Origin of the sequence: Streptomyces sp. NPDC000229 (genome assembly GCF_040300825.1) — a bacterium.
GTDB lineage: Bacteria > Actinomycetota > Actinomycetes > Streptomycetales > Streptomycetaceae > Streptomyces.
Genome location: NZ_JBEPEL010000003.1, coordinates 133,159 through 154,285, shown reverse-complemented (window position 1 = coordinate 154,285; position 21,127 = coordinate 133,159). Strand labels below are relative to the sequence as shown.

General features: G+C 71.9%; 20 protein-coding genes and 1 riboswitch. Of the genes, 7 read left to right on the top strand and 13 right to left on the bottom strand.

The window, feature by feature from the left end; translation table 11 throughout:
* Together ABT360_RS03250 and ABT360_RS03245 are read right to left on the bottom strand one after the other, a co-directional pair.
* The gene (locus ABT360_RS03250; RefSeq protein WP_351809855.1) at positions 1-741 is read right to left on the bottom strand and encodes an enhanced serine sensitivity protein SseB; all 741 of its coding nucleotides are present in this window, start codon (positions 739-741) and stop codon (positions 1-3) included.
* A 71-nt stretch (positions 742-812) separates the two neighbouring features.
* Positions 813-1,484, bottom strand: a complete 672-nt coding sequence (locus ABT360_RS03245) for an AAA family ATPase (protein WP_351809852.1) — start codon at positions 1,482-1,484, stop codon at positions 813-815.
* 155 nt (positions 1,485-1,639) lie between these two features.
* A riboswitch (glycine riboswitch) is annotated at positions 1,640-1,732 on the top strand.
* Between the two features lie 143 nt (positions 1,733-1,875).
* Here ABT360_RS03245 and gcvT point away from each other — a divergent pair.
* The 5 genes from gcvT (at position 1,876) to bla (ending at position 7,260) form a co-directional block, all read left to right on the top strand.
* Complete coding sequence (gcvT, locus tag ABT360_RS03240; protein ID WP_351809849.1) at positions 1,876-2,991, top strand: glycine cleavage system aminomethyltransferase GcvT; 1,116 nt, start codon at positions 1,876-1,878, stop codon at positions 2,989-2,991.
* Between the two features lie 58 nt (positions 2,992-3,049).
* Entirely contained in the window at positions 3,050-3,427 is a 378-nt protein-coding gene (gene gcvH / locus ABT360_RS03235) for a glycine cleavage system protein GcvH (protein WP_351809846.1), read from the top strand.
* A 13-nt stretch (positions 3,428-3,440) separates the two neighbouring features.
* The gene (glyA, locus tag ABT360_RS03230; protein ID WP_351809843.1) at positions 3,441-4,700 is read left to right on the top strand and encodes a serine hydroxymethyltransferase; all 1,260 of its coding nucleotides are present in this window, start codon (positions 3,441-3,443) and stop codon (positions 4,698-4,700) included.
* Between the two features lie 170 nt (positions 4,701-4,870).
* Positions 4,871-6,241: an L-serine ammonia-lyase gene (locus ABT360_RS03225; RefSeq protein ID WP_351809840.1), complete on the top strand. Its 1,371-nt coding sequence runs from the start codon at positions 4,871-4,873 to the stop codon at positions 6,239-6,241.
* Positions 6,242-6,294: 53 nt separating this feature from the next.
* The gene (gene bla, locus ABT360_RS03220) at positions 6,295-7,260 is read left to right on the top strand and encodes a class A beta-lactamase (RefSeq protein WP_351809837.1); all 966 of its coding nucleotides are present in this window, start codon (positions 6,295-6,297) and stop codon (positions 7,258-7,260) included.
* Here the strand turns inward: bla and ABT360_RS03215 are convergent.
* Both ABT360_RS03215 and ABT360_RS03210 read right to left on the bottom strand, forming a co-directional pair.
* Positions 7,253-8,197, bottom strand: a complete 945-nt coding sequence (locus ABT360_RS03215) for a CopD family protein (RefSeq protein ID WP_351809834.1) — start codon at positions 8,195-8,197, stop codon at positions 7,253-7,255. The two genes, bla and ABT360_RS03215, sit on opposite strands and share 8 nt — an antisense overlap.
* Positions 8,194-8,409 (bottom strand): EF-hand domain-containing protein, encoded by a 216-nt coding sequence (locus ABT360_RS03210; RefSeq protein WP_351809831.1) that lies wholly within the window; start codon positions 8,407-8,409, stop codon positions 8,194-8,196. The genes ABT360_RS03215 and ABT360_RS03210 overlap by 4 nt, the downstream gene beginning before the upstream one ends.
* Before the next feature lie 93 nt (positions 8,410-8,502).
* Here ABT360_RS03210 and ABT360_RS03205 point away from each other — a divergent pair, with 93 nt between their 5' ends.
* Entirely contained in the window at positions 8,503-9,141 is a 639-nt protein-coding gene (locus tag ABT360_RS03205) for a GNAT family N-acetyltransferase (protein ID WP_351809828.1), read from the top strand.
* Positions 9,142-9,181: 40 nt separating this feature from the next.
* Here ABT360_RS03205 and ABT360_RS03200 read toward each other — a convergent pair whose 3' ends face one another.
* The 5 genes from ABT360_RS03200 to ABT360_RS03180 form a co-directional block, all read right to left on the bottom strand.
* Positions 9,182-10,369, bottom strand: a complete 1,188-nt coding sequence (locus ABT360_RS03200) for a YncE family protein (protein ID WP_351810039.1) — start codon at positions 10,367-10,369, stop codon at positions 9,182-9,184.
* Positions 10,370-10,747: 378 nt separating this feature from the next.
* Positions 10,748-11,263 carry an ATP-binding protein gene (locus tag ABT360_RS03195; protein WP_351809825.1) on the bottom strand — a complete coding sequence of 172 codons (516 nt, stop codon included), beginning with the start codon at positions 11,261-11,263 and terminating at the stop codon, positions 10,748-10,750.
* Between the two features lie 230 nt (positions 11,264-11,493).
* A complete protein-coding gene (locus ABT360_RS03190) occupies positions 11,494-12,261 on the bottom strand; it encodes an enoyl-CoA hydratase/isomerase family protein (RefSeq protein WP_351809822.1) in 768 nt (255 codons plus the stop codon).
* A gap of 78 nt (positions 12,262-12,339) precedes the next feature.
* The gene (locus tag ABT360_RS03185) at positions 12,340-13,593 is read right to left on the bottom strand and encodes a L,D-transpeptidase (RefSeq protein WP_351809819.1); all 1,254 of its coding nucleotides are present in this window, start codon (positions 13,591-13,593) and stop codon (positions 12,340-12,342) included.
* A gap of 207 nt (positions 13,594-13,800) precedes the next feature.
* Positions 13,801-15,036 (bottom strand): L,D-transpeptidase, encoded by a 1,236-nt coding sequence (locus ABT360_RS03180; RefSeq protein WP_444852170.1) that lies wholly within the window; start codon positions 15,034-15,036, stop codon positions 13,801-13,803.
* A gap of 164 nt (positions 15,037-15,200) precedes the next feature.
* Between ABT360_RS03180 and glgX the strand changes: the two genes are divergently transcribed.
* Positions 15,201-17,477, top strand: coding sequence for a glycogen debranching protein GlgX (gene glgX / locus ABT360_RS03175; protein WP_444852169.1), 2,277 nt, complete (start codon positions 15,201-15,203; stop codon positions 17,475-17,477).
* On the opposite strand, the gene ABT360_RS03170 is transcribed toward glgX, so the two are convergent.
* From ABT360_RS03170 to ABT360_RS03155, 4 genes are read right to left on the bottom strand one after another with little or no spacing between them, the layout of a single operon-like run.
* Entirely contained in the window at positions 17,478-18,128 is a 651-nt protein-coding gene (locus tag ABT360_RS03170) for a response regulator transcription factor (RefSeq protein ID WP_351809816.1), read from the bottom strand. It abuts the gene before it with no gap.
* Positions 18,121-19,356: a sensor histidine kinase gene (locus tag ABT360_RS03165; RefSeq protein ID WP_351809813.1), complete on the bottom strand. Its 1,236-nt coding sequence runs from the start codon at positions 19,354-19,356 to the stop codon at positions 18,121-18,123. The genes ABT360_RS03170 and ABT360_RS03165 overlap by 8 nt, the downstream gene beginning before the upstream one ends.
* A gap of 20 nt (positions 19,357-19,376) precedes the next feature.
* Positions 19,377-20,111: an ABC transporter permease gene (locus ABT360_RS03160; protein WP_351809809.1), complete on the bottom strand. Its 735-nt coding sequence runs from the start codon at positions 20,109-20,111 to the stop codon at positions 19,377-19,379.
* On the bottom strand, positions 20,108-21,022 hold the full coding sequence (locus ABT360_RS03155; RefSeq protein WP_351809806.1) for an ABC transporter ATP-binding protein: 915 nt from the start codon (positions 21,020-21,022) through the stop codon (positions 20,108-20,110). Before ABT360_RS03155 ends, ABT360_RS03160 begins: the two co-directional genes overlap by 4 nt.
* Between the last annotated feature and the right edge of the window lie 105 nt (positions 21,023-21,127).

The window sequence follows — 21,127 nt, the reverse complement described above, 5'->3', positions numbered from 1 at the left end:
TTATGCGTGCCCGCGCTGGTAGAAGGGCCGTACCTTCTCCAGCATCCAGTCGCCCACCGGGTCCTGCGCGATGTCGAGCAGGACCATGTTGACCGGCCACGGCACCTGGATCCGGCCCAGCGCCCGGCCGAGTGCGTCCATCGGTACGTTACGGTCGGCGCCCTCCCAGGAGGAGAGCTGGACGCCGATGAAAAGGGTCGGGCTGCCGCCCTCGATGCTCGCGAGGCAGCGGCGGGCCGTCAGAACGGTGAGCGTGGCGTCGAACTCGGCGGCCGCGGCGGACAGGAAGTCGACCGGGTCCTCCTGCCAGTCCGGCTCGAACAGCCGCACCCGGGCGCCGCTCGCGGGCCCGTCCAGGGGGGTGCGCCCGGTCCGGCACAGCTCGGCGACGGCGGGCGGGGGCAGCGGGGCGCCGACGGCACCGCCCGGGTTCACGGCGATGCCGAGCTGCGGCGGCAGCCCGCGCGCGAACTCGACGGCCGGGGCGACGGCGTAGGCCATGTGTGCGCCGACGCACTGGGTGAACTGCTGCTGGGAGCTGAAGACGGGGACGTATGCCTGCCCTTCGATCTCCAGGGTCGGCAGGTCCAGGTTCGGGCTGTCGGGGGCGCCGCCGTTGGGCAGGGGCACCCAGACGTGGCTGCGGCCCAGCACCTCGACGAGGCGGCCTCCGGCCGCGGGGTTGCCGAGGGAGGCGGCGAGCACCTCTTCGAGCTCATTGCCCGGCCATGCAGTGTCCACTGGTGTTCCTGGTCCTTCCCGCGCGTGCCTTCGCTGCCCGCAGCACCCTAACGCGGGCCCCGCCGCCCGGGTCAGCCGAACGCGATCCGGGCCAGCGCGGACGCCGCCGGCCGGTCCAGCAGCACGGCGGACGCGCACCCACGCGGCACGACGCCCCGCTCCGCGTCCCGCACCAGCCGCCCCACCGCCCTGCGGTGCCGCCCGAAGGCGTACCCCGACACACCGCGGCCCCGCTCGCGCTGCCCCTCGCGGGCCGTGCCGGGCGGGACGTCGAGCAGGATCAGGTGCAGGGCCGTGCCGCGCCGCCGGGCCTCCCGGGCCAGCCAGCGGCGCACCCAGGCCTGCGTGCCGCAGTCGTGGACGACGACGCTCTCACCGGAGCGCAGCGCCCGCCGCAGCCCCGCGTAGTGCGCGAGCCGGACGAGGGGGCGGTAGATCCCGTACGGCAGGATTCCGGGCACCCGCTGCTCCCAGCGCTCCCGGGCGTCCTGCGAGTCGATGCCGCGCCCCTGGGCCGCCCGGGCGATCAGGGTCGACTTGCCGCTGCCCGGCAGGCCCGAGACGACCACCAGGTCACCGGCCGCGAAGGCCAGCGCCCGGGGGCCGCGCCCGCCCCGGTCCCGCAGGTCGCGCACGACCGGCAGGGCGGGCGCCCCGGCCGCCGCCCGCCCCCGGGCGGGCAGGCCCGGCTGCCCGGGCACGCCGGTGGTCGTCGCGTACGCCCCGGTCCGCTGCAACGTCATCGCTACTCCCCCTGCTGGGTCGGCTTGTCCCGACCCTTGCCCAAGAAGTGTAAAGAAAGGGTAATAAGCCACAAGCGATTTGCCGAGGAGGACCCGCATGCAATGATGTGCGCGCCGACGCACACTCGTGCGTTCACAACCGCATACCGGCCGCTTGAATCCGCGCGGGAGAGTCCCGGGTCCCACCCGGGCGCCGAAGGAGCAAGTTCCTCCCTTGAATCTCTCAGGCCCCGTACCGCGTGGATGAGGCAGATCTGAAAAGCGGGCCGCCACGGCGGCTCCACCCAAGGTGCAAGCCGAAGGCCGTCCCCGTACGGTCACGGTGAACCTCTCAGGTTCCGATGACAGATGGGGAGGATCGTCTTCGAGCCATGCCCTGGGAGCCACATCCATGAGCACTGCACCCCGCCTTACCGCCCTCGATGCCGTGCATCGTGCGCTGGGCGCGACCATGACCGACTTCGCGGGCTGGGACATGCCGCTGCGGTACGGGAGCGAGCGCGACGAGCACAACGCCGTCCGTACGAAGGCCGGACTCTTCGACCTCTCCCACATGGGTGAGATCACCGTCACCGGGCCGCAGGCAGCGGACCTCCTGAACTACGCGCTCGTCGGCAACATCGGCAGCGTCGGGGTCGGCCGCGCCCGCTACACGATGATCTGCCAGGAGGACGGCGGCATCCTCGACGACCTGATCGTGTACCGGCTCCAGGAGCAGGAGTACATGGTGGTCGCCAACGCCTCCAACGCGCAGACCGTGCTGGACGCGCTGACCGCCCGCGCCGCCGGGTTCGACGCCGCCGTACGCGACGACCGCGACGCGTACGCGCTGCTCGCCGTGCAGGGCCCGGAGTCCCCCGGCATCCTGAAGTCGCTCACCGACGCCGATCTCGACGGGCTGAAGTACTACGCGGGCCTGCCGGGCACCGTCGCGGGCGTCCCCGCGCTGATCGCCCGCACCGGCTACACGGGGGAGGACGGGTTCGAGCTGTTCGTCGAGCCGCAGCACGCCGAGAAGCTGTGGCAGGCGCTGACCGAGGCGGGCGCCCCGGTCGGCCTGATCCCGTGCGGGCTGTCCTGCCGCGACACGCTGCGCCTGGAGGCGGGCATGCCGCTGTACGGGCACGAGCTGACGACGTCCCTGACCCCGTTCGACGCGGGCCTGGGCCGCGTGGTCAAGTTCGAGAAGGAGGGCGACTTCGTGGGCCGCGAGGCCCTGGCCGCCGCCGCCGAGCGGGCCCAGATCGCCCCGCCGCGCAAGCTGGTCGGCCTGATCGCCCAGGGCCGCCGTGTGCCGCGCGCCGGGATGGCCGTGGTCGCCGGCGGCACGGTGATCGGTGAGGTCACCTCGGGCGCCCCGTCGCCGACGCTCGGCAAGCCGATCGCCATGGCGTACGTGGACGCGGCGCACGCCGCGCCGGGCACCGAGGGGGTCGGGGTCGACATCCGCGGTACCCATGAGCCGTACGAGGTCGTGGCGCTGCCCTTCTACAAGCGCCAGAAGTGACCACCCGCACCACTCCCCCGTTCACCAGCACTCCCCCGCGTACAGGAGAATTCCAGTCATGAGCAACCCCCAGCAGCTGCGCTACAGCAAGGAGCACGAGTGGCTGTCGACCGCCGAGGACGGCGTGTCGACGGTCGGCATCACGGAGCACGCGGCGAACGCGCTCGGCGACGTGGTGTACGTCCAGCTCCCTGAGGTCGGCGACACGGTCACCGCGGGCGAGACCTGCGGTGAGCTGGAGTCGACCAAGTCCGTCAGCGACCTGTACTCCCCGGTGACCGGCGAGGTCGTCGAGGCCAACCAGGACGTCGTCGACGACCCCTCGCTGGTGAACACCGCCCCGTTCGAGGGCGGCTGGCTGTTCAAGGTACGCGTCGCGGAGGAGCCGAAGGACCTGCTCTCCGCCGACGAGTACACCGAGTTCTCCGGCAGCTAAGGACCCCTCCCCGATGTCGCTTCTGAACACCCCTCTCCACGAGCTGGACCCGGACGTCGCCGCCGCCGTCGACGCCGAGCTCCACCGTCAGCAGTCCACCCTCGAGATGATCGCCTCGGAGAACTTCGCTCCGGTCGCGGTCATGGAGGCCCAGGGCTCCGTCCTGACCAACAAGTACGCCGAGGGCTACCCCGGACGCCGCTACTACGGCGGCTGTGAGCACGTCGATGTCGTCGAGCAGATCGCCATCGACCGCATCAAGGCCCTCTTCGGTGCCGAGCACGCCAACGTCCAGCCGCACTCGGGTGCCCAGGCCAACGCCGCCGCGATGTTCGCGCTGCTGAAGCCGGGCGACACGATCATGGGTCTGAACCTGGCCCACGGTGGTCACCTGACCCACGGCATGAAGATCAACTTCTCCGGCAAGCTCTACAACGTCGTCGCGTACCACGTCGACGACGCGACCGGTCAGGTCGACATGGCCGAGGTCGAGCGCCTGGCCAAGGAGTCCAAGCCGAAGCTGATCGTCGCCGGCTGGTCCGCCTACCCCCGCCAGCTGGACTTCGCCGCCTTCCGCCGCATCGCGGACGAGGTCGGCGCGTACCTGATGGTCGACATGGCCCACTTCGCGGGCCTGGTCGCCGCCGGTCTGCACCCCAACCCGGTGCCGCACGCCCACGTGGTCACCACCACCACCCACAAGACGCTGGGCGGCCCGCGCGGTGGCGTGATCCTGTCCACCGCCGAGCTCGCCAAGAAGATCAACTCCGCGGTCTTCCCCGGCCAGCAGGGCGGCCCGCTGGAGCATGTGATCGCCGCCAAGGCCGTGGCGTTCAAGGTCGCCGCGACCGAGGACTTCAAGGAGCGCCAGCAGCGCACCCTGGACGGCGCCCGCATCCTGGCCGAGCGCCTGATCCAGCCGGACGTCACGGAGCACGGCGTGTCGGTCCTGACCGGCGGCACCGACGTGCACCTGGTCCTGGTCGACCTGCGCAACAGCGAGCTGGACGGCCAGCAGGCCGAGGACCGGCTCCACGAGGTCGGCATCACCGTCAACCGCAACGCGATCCCGAACGACCCGCGGCCCCCGATGGTCACCTCGGGCCTGCGGATCGGTACCCCGGCCCTGGCCACCCGTGGCTTCCAGGCCGAGGACTTCACCGAGGTCGCCGACATCATCGCCGAGGCGCTGAAGCCGTCGTACGACGCGGACGCACTCAAGACCCGGGTGTCGGCCCTCGCCGCGAAGCACCCGCTTTACCCTGGTCTGTAGCCCTTACGGCGTTACGTACGTAACAGACTGATCTGCGGGGCACCGCGCACACTGGACAGTGAGTGCGGTGCCCCATCTCTTGCCCCGTCACCCGTCCCACCCGAGCACCACCCGTTGCGCCCCTGCACCACCCCGGCAGACAGCGACGTCTACCAACCAAGGAGTTCCCCGTGGCCATCTCGGTCTTCGACCTGTTCTCGATCGGCATCGGCCCGTCCAGCTCCCACACGGTGGGCCCCATGCGCGCCGCCCGGATGTTCGCCCGACGCCTGAAGAACGAGGGCCTGCTGGCCCCGACCGCCTCGATACGCGCGGAGCTGTACGGCTCGCTGGGCGCGACCGGCCACGGCCACGGCACCCCCAAGGCCGTCCTGCTGGGTCTGGAGGGCAACTCGCCCCGCACGGTCGACGTCGAGACCGCCGACGAGCAGGTCGAGCGGATCAAGGCGGACAAGCGCATCAACCTGCTGGGCGCCCACGAGATCGGCTTCGACTTCGACGAGGACCTGGTCCTGCACCGCCGCAAGGCGCTGCCGTACCACGCCAACGGCATGACCCTGTGGGCGTACGACTCCGACGGCGCCACCCTGCTGGAGAAGACGTACTACTCGGTCGGCGGCGGGTTCGTCGTCGACGAGGCCGCCGTCCAGGGCGAGAACCCGATCGTCCCCGACGACACCGTGCTGAAGTACCCCTTCCGCACCGGTGACGAGCTGCTGCGGCTCACCAAGGAGACCGGCCTGTCGATCTCCGCGCTGATGCTGGAGAACGAGAAGGCCTGGCGCACGGAGCAGGAGATCCGCGAGGGTCTGCTGGAGATCTGGCGCGTCATGCAGGCGTGCGTGGACCGCGGCATGTCCCGGGAGGGCATCCTGCCGGGCGGCCTGAAGGTCCGCCGCCGCGCCGCGAACACCGCGCGCAAGCTGCGCTCCGAGGGCGACTCGCAGGCGCTGGCCATGGAGTGGATCACGCTCTACGCGATGGCCGTGAACGAGGAGAACGCCGCGGGCGGCCGGGTCGTCACGGCCCCGACGAACGGTGCCGCCGGCATCATCCCGGCGGTCCTGCACTACTACATGAACTTCGTGCCCGGCGCGGACGAGGAGGGTGTGGTCCGCTTCCTGCTCGCCGCGGGCGCGATCGGCATGCTCTTCAAGGAGAACGCCTCCATCTCCGGCGCAGAGGTCGGCTGCCAGGGCGAGGTCGGCTCGGCCTGCTCGATGGCGGCGGGCGCGCTCGCCGAGGTGCTGGGCGGCAGCCCCGAACAGGTGGAGAACGCCGCCGAGATCGGCATGGAGCACAACCTCGGCCTGACCTGCGACCCGGTGGGCGGCCTGGTCCAGATCCCGTGCATCGAGCGCAACGGCATGGCGGCGGTCAAGGCGGTCACGGCGGCGCGCATGGCGATGCGTGGCGACGGCAGCCACAAGGTCTCCCTGGACAAGGTCATCAAGACCATGAAGGAGACGGGCGCCGACATGAGCGTGAAGTACAAGGAGACCGCGCGCGGCGGCCTGGCGGTCAACATCATCGAGTGCTGACACGCCGCCCGGAACGTTTCCTTCCGGCGTTCTGCCCGTGATGGGCTCGGCCCATGACAGAGAACGAGACGGTATCGACGTTACGGGGCCGGGCCTCCCGCCGCGCGCTGCTGACCGCCGCGGCGGGCGCAGCCGCGCTCCTCACGAGCGGCACGGCCGGCGCTTCCGCCGCCCACGCTCGCGGGCAGTCGCGCGACGGGGCCGGACCGCGCGGTGGCTCCTCCCGCCGCGCGGCTGCCATCGGGCAGCTGCGGGCGCTGGAGCGCCGGCACGGGGCCCGGCTGGGCGCGGTCGCCCGCAACACGGTCACCGGGGCGACGGTGCTGTACCGGTCCGACGAGCGCTTCCCCATGTGCTCGACGTTCAAGACCCTCGCGGCGGCGGCCGTCCTGCGGGACCTCGACCGGCACGGCGAGGTGCTCGCCAAGCGCATTCGGTACACCGAGGACGACCTCGTGGTGAACTCCGACACGGCGGAGGAGTGCCTGGCCACGGGCATGACCGTCGCGGAGCTGTGCTGGGCCGCCATCTGCCACAGCGACAACACGGCGGCCAACCTGCTCCTGCGCGAACTCGGCGGCCCCACCGCCGTCACCCGGTTCTGCCGCTCCCTCGGGGACGGCACGACCCGGCTCGACCGCTGGGAGCCGGAGCTGAACAGCTGCGAGCCGTGGCGCGTCGAGGACACCACCACGCCCGCGGCCATCGCCGGTACCTACGAGCGGCTGGTGCTCGGTGACGCGCTGAACCGGGGCGACCGGGAGCGGCTGACCGGCTGGCTGCTGGGCAACACCACCAGCACCCACCGGTTCCGCAAGGGGCTGCCGGAGGACTGGCGGCTGGCCGACAAGACGGGCGGCGGCTCGTACGGCACCAACAACGACGTCGGCGTCGCCTGGACGCCACAGGGCGCCCCGGTCGTCCTCGCCGTGCTGACCACCAAGCCGGAGCAGGACGCCCCCGCGGACGACCCGCTGGTCGCCCGTGCGGCGACGGTGCTGGCCGCGGCCGTCACCTGAGCACCGCGGAGTGCACGCTGAGCCAGTGGGGGTCGGGCACCACGGTCAGGATCGCGGAGACCAGCACGACCCCCGCCAGCGCCGCCGCTTCGGCGCCGGCGGGGCGCGTCGCGTCACCGCCGCCGCGCAGCCGCCGGCGGGCGGCCAGCGCCAGGACGCTCACCAGGGCCACCAGCGCCAGCTTGGCGATCAGGACCCTGCCGTACGCCGAGGTGAACACCGCCTCGGCGGGCAGGCGGCGCAGCGTCGAGCAGGTGCCGGTGACGGCGAGCGCGGCGTACAGCCAGACGGCGAGCCGGGCGTACCGGGCCGGCACGTCCCGGCCGCCGCCGCGCAGCCACGCCGTCCGCAGCACGTGGAACAGCCCGCCCGCCCACAGGGAGGCGGCGGTGAGGTGGACCACCGTGAGGGCGGTGCCCAGCTCCGGGGTGTACGGCTCGGGATGGGCGCGCAGCGCCTCCGCGCCGACCACCAGGGCCAGCGGGACGACCGCCCGGCCGGGGCGCCCCAGCGCGGCGCATCCGGCCGCCAGCGCGAAGCCGTTGGCCATGGCCAGCAGCAGCCGGCCGTCCCTGGTCCCGTACGTGGCGGTGAGGTCCAGGTCGCTGATGTCGGCCAGCAGCACGATCTGCCCGGCCGACGCGGCGGCCCCGCCGAGGGCGGCCCACACGGCGCAGGAGCGGGGCGTACGCCCGGGGCCGGCGAGCCGGGCACCGACCAGTTCGCCGAGGTGCAGGGCGAGGGCGGCGAAGACGGCGACGCGCAGCACGGTCGTCGCCCCGGCCGCCGGGATGTGCAGCTCTCCGGTGCCGCGCGCGGCGATGCCCGCGCCGAACAGCGCCACGGCCACCGCCACGAGCGCACCGATGACGAGCGCGGTACGAGTACGGCGCCGCCCGGATCGCCGGGCGGCGCCGTCTTCCGTGTGTACGGTCACGCCTTGTTCAGGTGCGTCCAGAACTCGTCGAAGGTGAGCAGCCCGTCACCGTTGCCGTCCTGCGCGTTGATCACGGCCTGGGCAACGGTCTCCGTGACGTTGAAGTCGCCCAGCTGCGCCATGACGCTCTTGTACTCGGCGGCCGAGATGAGCCCGTCCCCGTTCACGTCGTACCGCTCGAACGCCTTGCGCGCCGCCTCGATGTCCGCCACTGGTCCACCCCTTCTTGGTGCATAACTGACGCCGGTCAGATTATCGGCAGGTGCTGGGGAAGGAGCTCGGGGGCCATGGTCCACCATGGAGGCATGAGTGACGAGGTGGCGCGGATCCTTGCGGCGGCTTCCCGGGGGGAGTTCCCGCCCGCGGACGGCACGGTCACGGTGGTCGCGCAGCCGAACGAGCGCGACGCCGGGGTGCTGGCCTTCACGGCGCACTCGGTGGTCTTCACGGACGAGGACCCCGACTGGGTGCGGGCCGAGTTGGCGGCCACGTCGAGCGACGCTCTGGCCGCCGCGATGAACCCGGTGTTCCTCGCCCGGCTGATGGCCCGTCGCGGCCGGCACATGAACACCATCGACCTGCTGACCGTCGCCGACGCGCTGCCCGGCCCGCCGCCCGTCGCACTGCGCGAGATCGTCGACCCGGAGCACCCCCGGGTCGCCCGGGCGGTGAAGTTCCGTGACGGCGTACGGGTCTGGGCGGCCGACGGCGGCGTGGTCGTACTCGGGCGGGGCGTCGCGGGCCGCTGGGAGGCGGCCGTGGAGGTCGACGAGGACGCCAGGGGCCGGGGGCTGGGCCGGGACCTGGCGGTCGCGGCCCGCCACCTGGTGCCCGGCCCGGTGGTGTGGGCCCAGCAGTCCCCGGGCAACGCCCGCAGCGTCCGCACCTTCCAGGCCGCCGGTTATCGCCCGGTCGGCTCGGAGGCGCTGTTCATCGCGGGCTGAGCGGCTGAGCGGAATGAGCGGGAGCGCGGCCGGTGGCGCGTCAGCGGAAGACGCCCGTGTGGCCGAGCGAGTACCGGCCGGGCTGGGGGTAGACGGCCAGGCCGTGCGGGCCGCCGCCCACCGGGATCCGGGCCAGTTGCTTCCCGGTCCTGGTGTCGATCGCGTACACCTCCGAGTCGTACCGCCCGGAGAGCCAGAGCACCTTGCCGTCGGCCGAGACCCCGCCCATGTCCGGTGAACCGCCGTCCGGCAGCCACCACTTCTTGGTCAGTTCGTTCCGCGCGAAGTCGAACACGGAGACGGAGCCCTCGCCCCGGTTGGGGATGTACATCTCCTTGGAGTCGCGGGAGACGTACAGGCCGTGGGCGCCCTTGCCGGTGGGCAGGAGCCGGGGGGTGGCGAAGGAGTCGCCGTCCAGGACCCACACGCCGTGCGCCATCATGTCGGCGACGTAGAAGGTCTTTCCGTCCGGTGAGACCTTCACGTCCTGCGGCATGGCGCCCTGGAAGGGGAGCTTCTGCTGGGCGACGACCTTCATCCGTTCGGTGTCGACCTTGAGCAGTTCGCCGGAGAACTCGCAGCTGACGATGAAGTACCGGCCGTCGGCGGAGAAGTCGGCGTGGTTGACGCCGTAGCAGGTCACCGGCTCGGTGTGGCGCCGTTCCATGGTGTGCGGGTCGCGGAAGACCAGCTCCCGGTCGAGGGAGGCCATGACGACGGCGTACTTGCCGTTGGGCGTGAAGTACAGGTTGTACGGGTCGTGCACGTCGACGTCCTTGCCCCGGGTGCCGGTGGCGGGGTCGATGGGGGTGAGGGTGTGGCCCCGGTTGTTGTTGACCCAGAGCGTCTTGAGGTCCCAGGACGGCACGACGTGCTGCGGCTGGACGCCGACCGGGATGGTCTCGACGACCTTGTACGTCCTGGGGTCGATGACCGAGACGGTGTTGGACAGGGTGTTGGGGACGTACACCCGCGACGGGAAGCCCTTGACCACCGGGGACAGCCGGCCCGGGCGGTCGGCCGCGTAGATGTCCCGGGGATCCAGGACGGGCGGCATACCCGGCAGCCCCGCCGGGGCGGTCTTCTTCGGTACGGAGACGGGGACGGCGGTACCGCGCGCCTCCGGCCGGTTCTCGCCGCCGCTGCCGCACCCGGGGAGCGTCGCCGCGACGGCGAGCAGGGCGGCGGCCGCGAGGAGGCTCTTCGATCGCTTCGTCAGGTGCAGCATCGTCACGCGCCCCATTAGGGCGCCGGGGCCTCCGGTCCGCTGCCTCAGTGATGTCACCGGTCCACGTCAACGGCCCACCCGGTCGATGAATCACGCATCAGAACCCATATTTATTCATGGTTTATGAGGCTCGTGGCTCATCTCACCTGCGATTCATTCCCCGACTGGACCGATTTGCTGATTTTGACGCGGTTTGGTCTTTTGGTGGCAAGGCCCCCTGTCTGCCATAGTCGGAGACACACGACCCCCATTGACCCGGGCCAGGTCGTCCAGCGGCCGTGGATACACCCCCCAAGTCCACGACGCCCTTCATGGAAGCCCCCGCGGCGCCTCATCACGGCGCGAGGGGGCTTCCGTGCTTCGGGGCGGCCATGACCGTCAGTGGTCGGAGACCCGCATCTCGAACCAGGTGGTCTTGCCGCGCGGGAGCAGGTCCACACCCCAGCGGTCGGAGAGCTTGTCGACGAGGAAGAGCCCACGGCCGCTGGTGTCCATCTCGTGCACCGGCATCAGACAGGGCAGCCCGCGTGACGGGTCGCGCACTTCGATCCGGAGCCAGCCGCGGCGGCGCAGCATCCGCAGGCCGAAGACGCGCGCCCCGGTGTGCCGGACGGCGTTGCCGACGAGCTCGGAGACGAGGAGGACCGCGTGCTCGGCGGTCTGCGGGGGGAGGCCCCACTGGCGGAGCACGACGCACTGGGTGAGCCGGCGGGCGGTCGCGGCGGATTCGGGGCGGGACGGCAGCCGCACCTCTTCCTCCGTCGGGTTGCCGAACAGTTCGAGCGCCTTGAGCGCCTGTTCGTCATCCGCGGCGGGTACCCACCGCGCGGCGGTAGCGCTGCCGCGCTGCCCCGGTTGCTCTACACCTTCCAGCCCCGCCATGCCCACCATCATGGCCGCCCGACGGCCTCCGCGTGGCCGTTCCTCCGGAATCGATGCCCCGGAACAGAGAGCTCCTGGGGCATCGCCCGGCATATGACGTTGGCACACAGAGTCCGGAAAGATGGTTCTGACCTGCGGCGACACCGCCGACACCAAAGAGTGGACCGGCCGTACGACGCACCGCGCTCAAGGCCCGGTCAAGGCTGCCCAAACCACCCACACGGCTGACAACTCGCTTTCGATCAGAGGAACTTGGCCTTGCCGGGCCCTTCCTCCACGAAGCTGCGCATGCCGCGCTCCCGGTCCTCCGTGGCGAACAGCCCGGCGAACCAATTGCGTTCGACGGTCAGGCCCGTGTCGATATCGGTCTCCAGGCCCGCGTCGATGGACTCCTTGGCCGCACGCAACGCCAGCGCGGGTCCCTGGGCCAGCTTGGCGGCCCACGCGTGCGCCTGCTCGTACACCTCGGCCGCCGGTACGACCCGGTCGACGAGACCGATCGTGAGCGCCTCGTCGGCCTTCACATGACGGCCCGTGAAGATCAGGTCCTTGGCCTTGGACGGGCCGACGAGGCGGGCGAGCCGCTGCGTACCGCCCGCGCCGGGGATGAGCCCCAGCAGGATCTCGGGCTGGCCCAGCTTGGCGTTGTCACCGGCGATCCGGAAGTCGGCGCACAGCGCCAGCTCGCAGCCGCCGCCCAGGGCGTACCCGGTGACGGCGGCGACGACGGGCTTGGGGATGCGGGCGACGGCGGTGAACGAGTCCTGGAGGGCCTTGGAGCGCAGCACCATGGCCGCGTGGTCCATCACCTGCATCTCCTTGATGTCCGCGCCGGCCGCGAACACCTTCTCGCCGCCGTACAGCACCACGGCGCGGACGTCGTCGCGGCGGCTCGCCTCCTCGGCGAGCTCGCGCAGCCGGTCCTGGGTGGCGATGTCCAGCGCGTTCATCGGCGGGCGGTCCAGGCGGATGGTGCCGACGCCTTCGGAGACTTCGAGAGTGACTGTCATGGAGGGCAGGTTAGCCGCCGTTAACGCGTACGGGCCCGGTGCTGTTCCTCACAGCACCGGGCCCGTACGCGTCAGGCGTTACTTGATCCACTCCGACCAGGGCATGTTCCACCCGTTGAGGCCGTTCTCCGGCTGGATCTGCTTGTCCTTGGAGTTCTTCACGACCACCACGTCACCGATGATCGAGTTGTTGTAGAACCAGGCCGCCGGGGTCGAGCCGTCGTAGGCGCCCCGCACGTCCCGCAGACCCACGCAGCCGTGGCTGACGTTGGCCGAGCCGAACGTGCCGGCCGACGCCCAGTAGTTGCCGTGGACGAAGGTGCCCGAGGTGGACAGGCGCATCGCGTGCGGCACGTCCTTGATGTCGTACTCGCCGCCGAAGCCCACGGTGGCGCCGTTCATCCGGGTCACCTTGTACTTCTCGCTGATGACCATCTGGCCGTTGTACGTCGTCGTCGACGGCGCGCCGGCGGTGATCGGGATGGTCTTGATCAGCTTCCCGTCACGGACGACCTTCATGGTCTTCTCGCTCGCGTCGACCGTGGAGACCTGGCTGCGGCCGACGGTGAACTTCACCGTCTTGGCCTGCTTGCCGTACACGCCCGGACGGCCCTCGACGCCGTCCAGGTTCAGCCGCACGGTCACCTTGGTACCCGCCGCCCAGTACTTCTTGGGGCGGAAGTCGAGGCGGTCGTTGCCGAACCAGTGACCCTCGATCGGCACGGACGGCTCGGCGGTCACCTTGATGGCCTTCTCCACGGCCTCCGGGTTGGTGATGCCGCGCGTGAAGTTGATGGACACCGGCATGCCGACGCCGACGGTCGAGCCGTCCTCCGGCGTGTAGTGGCCGATGAAGGTGTTCTTCGGCACGAGGGTGGTGAAGGTGGTGTCCTTGGCCGACTCGCGTCCGTCGGCGTCCTTGGCGACCGCGTGGACCTTGTATTTGGTGGCGGCGGCCAGGTGCCGTACCGGCTCCCAGCTGGTGCCGTCGGCGGTCAGCCTGCCCTCGACCTGGTTGCCCTTGGGGTCGGCGACGGTGACCGTGGTCAGCTTGCCCTTCTCGGCGGTGACCTTCAGTGCGCCGCTCGTCGCGACCGACGCGGCACCGTCCTTGGGTGCGATGGTGACGACGGCCTGCGAGGCCGCGTTCTCCACCTTCGCACCGTCCCTGGCCTTCTCCCCGCCCTTGCCGCTGTCGGCGGACCCCGATCCTCCACACGCCGTCACCAGCAGCAGCAACGCCCCCAGCACCAGAGCCGGCAGACCCTTGCCGGCTCCGGATCCGCGCCTGCCCGCCCCGGCCGATGCCCCCGATATCGGCTGCACGTTCACTTTGCTGTTCTCCCCTCGCACGGCCTGGCCCCGCCACGGCCCGCACCCCCGCACGCCACACGCGCGTGCACCGCGATAGATAATCACACCGCGGGCGCCCCGGAGCGCCCGCGAATGTCACCGTTCAGTCCCAACGTGTCCAGGACCGGGGGGGGCGCCATGCCGGATCCCGCCGGCACGGCGAGGGTCGGCCGTGGCCGACCGGGGTCACCGCAGGGCGGAACCGGCCCTCCAGCGGGTCCAGTCCATGTTCCAGCCGCCCAGGCCGTTGTCGGGAGAGACCTTCCGGTCTTTGGAGTTGACCACCTCCACGACGTCCCCGATCAGCGTCCGGTCGAAGAACCAGCCCGCCGGGGAATCCGCGCTCCCGCCCTTCACATCGCGCAGCCCCACACACCCGTGGCTGACGTTGGCCCTGCCGAAGGTGGACTCGGGCGCCCAGTAGTTGCCGTGCAGGAAGGTCCCCGAGTCGGTCAGCCGCATCGCGTGCGGGACGTCCTTGATGTCGTACTCGCCCTTGCCGTCCTTGTCCTTGAAACCCACCGTGGCACCGTTCATCCGGGTCACGTCGAACAGCTCCGTCACCACCATCCTCCCGTTGTACGTGGTGGTCTTCGGCGCCCCGGCCGTGATCGGCAGCGTGGTGACGAGCCGGCCGTCGCGCCGTACCTCCATGGTGTGCTTCTCCGCGTCCACCCGGGAGATCTGCGAGCGGCCGACCGTGAAGCCCACGGTCTTCCGCTGGATGCCGTACACGCCCGGCGCCGCCTCCACATCGCGCAGCCGCAGGTCGACGGTGACCTCCGTGCCCGGCTTCCAGTACGCGCGCGGCCGGAAGTCCAGGCGTTCCTTGCCGAACCAGTGGCCCACCACCTCCACCGGCGGCCGGGAGGTGACCCGGATGGCACGCTCGACGGCCGCGCGGTTCTCGATCGGCCGGCTGAAACCGAAGGAGACGATCATGCCGGTGCCGACGGTGGAGCGGTTCTCCGGCTTGAAGTAGCCGATGAACCGGTGCTCGGGGACCGCGGTGGTGAACGTGGTGTGCCGGGCCGAGCGCCGGCCGTGCCCGTCCAGCGCGACCGCGTCCACCCTGTACTTGGCCGCCAGCGCGAGCCGCGTACCGGGGACGGGGCGCCAGCGCAGCCCGTCCTCCGAGATGGCGCCCGGCACCCGGACCGGCCGGTCGTCCTCGACCTTGACCACCTCGACCCGCTCCAGGCGCCCGCTGGGTACGCGCACCTCCACCCTGCCGTCCGGGGCCACGCCCTTCGCACCGTCGTCCGGCATCACCCGGATGGTGTCCTCCGGCGACCGCCCCTTGTCGCCCATGCCGATGTCCAGACCGCCGCCGCCGGTGCACCCCGCCGCCCCCGCCATCAGCCCTGCACATGTCACGGCAGCGGCGATGCCGAGCCCTGCCCGCTTCAGTACGTGTCTCACGATGCGACCAACGACTGCCACCCTCCAGGGGAAACGTGAGTGCGGGTCATGTTGGGAGCCGGGCAGTCCGGGCAGAACAGGTGAAGGACCATGTGCGGGGCCGCGGCCGGGACGCCGCGCGCCCCGCGCCTCATGGAGCCGGACGAGCCGCAGGAGGCCGGCAGGTGTCGAGCGCAGCCGAGCAGCAGGCAGTGCAGCGTGCGGTGGGTGACGCACTGCTGGACGGGAGGGCCGCCCCCGCCGGGGCGCGGCGCCAAGGGCTGAACGGGCTCCCCCGGGACCCCGGCGCGCCCGCCCCACCCGTATGGCCGGGCGCGCCCACGCCACTGGGCGCCCGCTTCCGGGCCGGACCGGGCGGGGCCACGGGGACGAACTTCGCGCTCTGGGCGGGTGGGGCGGAAGCGGTCGAGCTGTGCCTGTTCGACGAGGACGGCACCGAGACCCGGCTGCCGCTGACCGAACTGACGCACGAGATCTGGCACGGCTTCGTCCCGGGCGTACGGCCGGGCCAGCGGTACGGCTACCGGGTGCACGGCCGCTGGGACCCGTGGACGGGCGCCCGCTGGAACCCGGCGAAGCTGCTCCTGGACCCGTACGCGCGGGCGGTCGACGGAGACTTCACCCTGCCGCCCGAGGTGTACGGGCATGTGCGGGACTGGCCCGAGCAGCATGTCGCCGACACGGTGCGCGACACCCGGGACTCCGCCCCGTACGTCCCCAAGGGCGTCGTCGTCCACGACGACGACGACTGGTCCGACGACCGGCGGCCCAAGACACCGTGGGCGGACTCGGTCATCTACGAGGTGCACGTACGCGGCTTCACCAAGCGCCACCCGGGCATCCCGGAGGAGCTGCGCGGTACCTACGCGGGCCTCGCCCACCCGGCGGCGATCGAGCACCTGGTGGCCCTCGGGGTGACGGCGGTGGAGTTGTTGCCGGTGCACCAGTTCGCGCACGAGGACCACCTGCTGCGGCGCGGGCTGAAGAACTACTGGGGCTACAACTCCATCGGATACTTCGCGCCGCACGCCGCGTACAGCGCGTCGGGCACGACCGGGCAGCAGGTCGGTGAGTTCAAGCGGATGGTCAAGGCGCTGCACGCGGCCGGCATCGAGGTCGTCCTCGACGTGGTCTACAACCACACGGCCGAGGCGAGCGAGCTGGGCCCCATGCTGTCGCTGCGCGGCATCGACAACCGCGGCTACTACCGGCTGGCCGCCGACCCCCGCCGGTACGCCGACTACACGGGCTGCGGCAACACCCTGCACGTCGTCCAGCCGCACGTGCTGCGCCTGATCACCGACTCGCTGCGCTACTGGGTCACGGAGATGGGCGTCGACGGCTTCCGCTTCGACCTGGCGGCGGCGCTGGCCCGCTCCATGCACGACGTCGACATGCTCTCGCCCTTCCTCGCGACGATCGCCCAGGACCCGGTGCTGCGGCGCGTGAAGCTGATCGCCGAGCCGTGGGACGTGGGCAACGGCGGCTACCAGGTGGGCGCCTTCCCGCCGCTGTGGACCGAGTGGAACGACCGCTACCGGGACGCCGTCCGCGACTTCTGGCGCGGCGCCCTGCCCGACGTACGGGACCTGGGCTACCGGCTGTCGGGCTCGAGCGACCTGTACGCGTGGGGCGGGCGGCGGCCGTACGCCTCCGTCAACTTCATCACCGCCCACGACGGCTTCACGCTGCGCGACCTGGTGTCGTACGAGCACAAGCACAACGAGGCCAACGGCGAGGGCAACCGGGACGGCACCAACGACAACCGGGCCTGGAACTGCGGCGCCGAGGGCGAGACGGACGACCCGGACATCAACGCGCTGCGCCGGCGGCAGGTGCGCAACCTGCTCACCACCCTGCTGCTGTCGACGGGCGTGCCGATGCTCGTCGCGGGCGACGAGATGGGCCGCACCCAGGGCGGCAACAACAACGCCTACTGCCAGGACAACGAGATCGGCTGGGTCGACTGGTCCTTGCCGGAACAACCGGGTCCCAAGGGGCTGCTGGAGCTGACGTCCCGGCTGCTGGCGCTGCGCCACGCCCACCCGGTGCTGCGGCGCCGGGCGTTCTTCTCGGGCCGCCCGCAGGGCGCGGACGGGCTGCGGGACCTGGCGTGGTTCACGGTGGCGGGCACGGAGATGACGGAGGCGGACTGGTACGCGCGGACCGCGACGATCGGGATGTACCTGTCGGGGCGGGACATCCCGGGCCGGGACGCGCGCGGGGAGCCCATCACGGACGACAGCTTCCTGGCGGTCCTCCACGCGGGTGCCGAGCCGGTCGGCTTCCGCCTCCCGGGCCCGCCGTGGGCGGCGGCGTACGAGCTGGTGGTGGACACCTCGCGGGAGGACCAGTCCGAGGCGCCGGGCACGGTGTGTCCGGGCGGGGAGGTGGTGACGGTGCCGGCGCGGTCGGTGCTGCTGCTGAGGGTGCGGGACTGACTACCCGAGGATCCCGCGTTCGTACCCGGCGGCGACCGCCGCGGCGCGGTCGCCCACGCCGAGCTTGCCGTAGATGTGGGTGAGGTGCGTCTTCACGGTGGCCTCGCTGATGAACAGCTCGGCCGCGATCCGCCGGTTGGAGGTGCCCTTGGCGACGAGCCCCAGGACCTCTCTTTCGCGGGCGGACAGCGCCTCGGCGCGGGTGCCGCCGGGCGCGGTCGGGGAGCGGACGGCGCAGACCAGGCGGGACGCGACGGCGGGCGACAGGACGGTGCGGCCGTCGGCGGCGGCCCGGACGGCCGTGAACAGCTCCTCGCGCGGCGCGTCCTTGAGGAGGTAGCCCGTGGCGCCCGCCTCGATGGCGGGAATCGTGTCGGAGTCCGTGTCGTAGGTGGTGAGGACGAGGACCTTCGTGCGGGCGCCGCGCCGGGTCAGCTCCCTGATGGCGTCCACCCCGCTGCCGCCCGGCATGCGCAGGTCCATCAGGACGACGTCCGGGTCCAGGCGCATCGCGCACGCCACGCCCTCGACACCGCCGGACGCCTCGCCGAGCACCTCGAAGCCCGGCTCGGTGGTGAACATGCCGCGCAGCCCGTCCCGTACGACGGGGTGGTCGTCGACGATCAGCAGGGTGATCACGCGGTCAGCCATGGGACACCAACGGTACGCGAGCCGACACCGCCGTACCGCCGTCCGATTCGGATTCGACCGACACGGTGCCGGCGAGGCGGGCGGCACGGGCGCGCATGCCGTCCAGCCCGAAGCCGCCGGTGCCGGAGCGGGGCGGCACGGCGGCGGGCTCGAAGCCGCGGCCGTCGTCGCGTACGTCCAGGGTGACCTCGTCGCCCATGTAGGACAGGGTGACGCCGGTGCGGGTGGCGCCCGCGTGCCGAGCGGTGTTGGCGAGGGCCTCCTCGGCGATGCGGAGGAGCGTGGCGGCGACCTCCTCGTGCAGGGGCTCCTCGGTACCGGTGACGGTGAACCGGGCGGCGACCCCGGTGCGTTCGGACCAGTCGGTCACCGTCTTGTGGAGCGCTTCGGGGAGGGTGCCGTGCTCCAGGGCGGCAGGGCCGAGGTTCTGCACGGAACGGCGTGCCTCGCCCAGGCTGTGGCGGGCCAGTGCGGTGGCGCGCTCCAGGTGCACGCGCGCGAGGCGGGGGTCCGGGGCGGCGGAGACGACCTGGAGCTGGGTGATGATGCCCGTCAGGCCCTGGGCGATCGTGTCGTGGATCTCGGCGGCCAGCCGGCGGCGCTCGTCGGCGACGCCCGCCTCCCGGGCCTGCACGAGGAGCTGGGCGTGCAGGCCCGCGTTCTCGGCGAGGGCCTGTTCCAGGCGGGCGTTGGCGCGTTCCAGTTCGGCGATGGTGGCGGCCCGCTCGGCGGTCCGCTCGGCCTCCTTGTCGCCGAGGTGGGCGAAGACCAGGGCGAGGCAGACGTTGAGGACGAGCAGGGCGGCGAACAGCACCCACTGGAGGGCGGAGGCCGGCGGCAGACCGCCGGACTGGGAGCCGGCCATGACGACGGCCGTGGCGAGGAGTCCGAGGCGGGCCCGCCGGGCGGGCAGCAGCCGCCCGGCGTCGAAGTAGCCGATGACGGCGTAGATGGAGAACAGCGGGTTGAACCAGGAGAGCGCGGCGGCCAGCACGGTCCGTACGGCGAAGTACACCTGCCCCCGTACCGGGTGGCCCGGCCGAGGCTCGCCCCACCCCGCCTGGAGGGCGAGGACGGCCAGGACGAGCCCGCCGGCTGCGTACGTCTCGCTCCGGGTCATGAAGAAGTCCGACGTCACCGCCCCGATGGCGGTGGCCAGGGCCAGCAGGCCGTAGGGGCCCCAGCGGAAGAACCTGTCCCAGCGCTCCTCGACGGTCGTCGGTGTCATGGGGCCAGTCTCCCGGTGGCTCATTCCCAGCGGAACCAGCGGGCGGCCGCCCATGTCAGCAGCGCGGTCCACAGGGTCAGCACGCCCAGGTGCGTCCAGCCGGGCCAGCCGCCCGCCGCCGCGTTGTCCAGCGCCTCGGAGGTCGCGCCGAACGGGGTGAGGTGGACGATGCGCTGCAGGGTGTCCGGCATGGCCTGCACGGGCACCCACACGCCGGCGGTGAACATCGTGGGGAAGAAGACCGCCGAGCCGACGGCCGTCGCGATCTTCTGGGTGCGGGAGACCGCGCAGACGGCCGCGCCGAGCGCCAGGGCTCCGGCGGCGGCGAGGAGCAGCGCCAGGGCGTATCCGGCGGGCTGTTCGGGGAGGCGTACGCCGAAGGCGGCCCGGCCGACGGCGACGACCAGGACCGCCGAGAGCAGCGCTACGGCGGCGTGGACGAGCAGTTGGGCGGCCAGGAGGGCGGAGGGGCGTACGGGGGTGGTGGACATGCGGCGCAGGATGCCGCGTTCCCGGTAACCGGCCAGGACGGGCGGCATGGCCTGGAGTCCGGCCATGATGAGGGCGAAGAGCACGGAGACGGGGACGTACAGGTCGATGACCCGCAGCCCGCCGAGGTCGTCGGACGCCTTCCGGAAGGCGGGGACGAGTCCGAGGATCACCAGGAGGAGGGTCGGGGAGACGGTCACCCAGAACACGGAGCCGGGTTCGCGGGTGAACAGGCGGGCCTCGGCCTTCAGGACGGTGGTGTTCATCGGTCGGCTCCCGTGGTGAGGTCCAGGAACGCGTCGTCCAGGGTGGCTTCGGTGACGCGCAGTTGGCGGGCGGTGATGCGGTGGCGGGCGAGCAGCGAGATGACGGCGTTGACGGTCTCGTCGGTGCCTTCGACGACGATCCGGCCTTCCTTGGTCCGTACGGAGGTGGCGTGCGGGAGCGCGGTCAGCTCCCGGTCGTCGAGCGGCCCGGAGGGCGTGAAGGAGATGACGGTGGAGACGCCGGCGCGGCGGACCAGCCCGGCGGGGGTGTCGAGCGCGGCGACCCGCCCCTTGTCGATGACGGCGATCCGGTCGCAGAGCCGCTGGGCCTCCTCCATGAAGTGGGTGACGAGCAGGACGGTGACGCCGCTGTCGCGTACCTCCTCGATCAGCGCCCATGTCTCGCGGCGGGCGCGCGGGTCGAGGCCGGTGGTCAGCTCGTCCAGGACGACGGCCTTCGGGTTGCCGATGAGGGCGAGGGCGATGGACAGCCGCTGTTTCTGGCCGCCGGAGAGCGTGGCGTAGCGGGCGGTGAGGTGATCGGTGAGGCCGAGCCGTTCGGCGAGGACCCGCCAGTCGGCGGGACGGTGGTGGAAGGAGGCGTACAGCTCCAGGGCCTCGCGGACGGTGAGCTTGGGCTGGAGCTCGCTCTGCTGGAGCTGGGCGCCGAGGAGGCGGGTCACCCGGTCGTGGTCGGTCACGGGGTCGAGGCCGGCGACGCGTACGGTGCCGGCGTCGGGAACGCGGAGCCCTTCGACGCATTCGACGGTGGTGGTCTTGCCGGCGCCGTTGGGGCCGAGGATCCCGAAGATCTCGCCCTCCGCGACGGCGAAGGAGACGTCCGCGACGGCCGTCCTGCCTCCGTAGGCCTTGCGCAGCCCGCGCACTTCCATCATGTGGGTGGTCGACATGTGAAGAGCGTGCCGGTGGGGCGGGGTGCGCCACATCGGCCGTCCCGCTCGGACCGGCATCAGCCGATCGGTTGATGCGGGGGTACGACCGCTGACGAGGCCGGC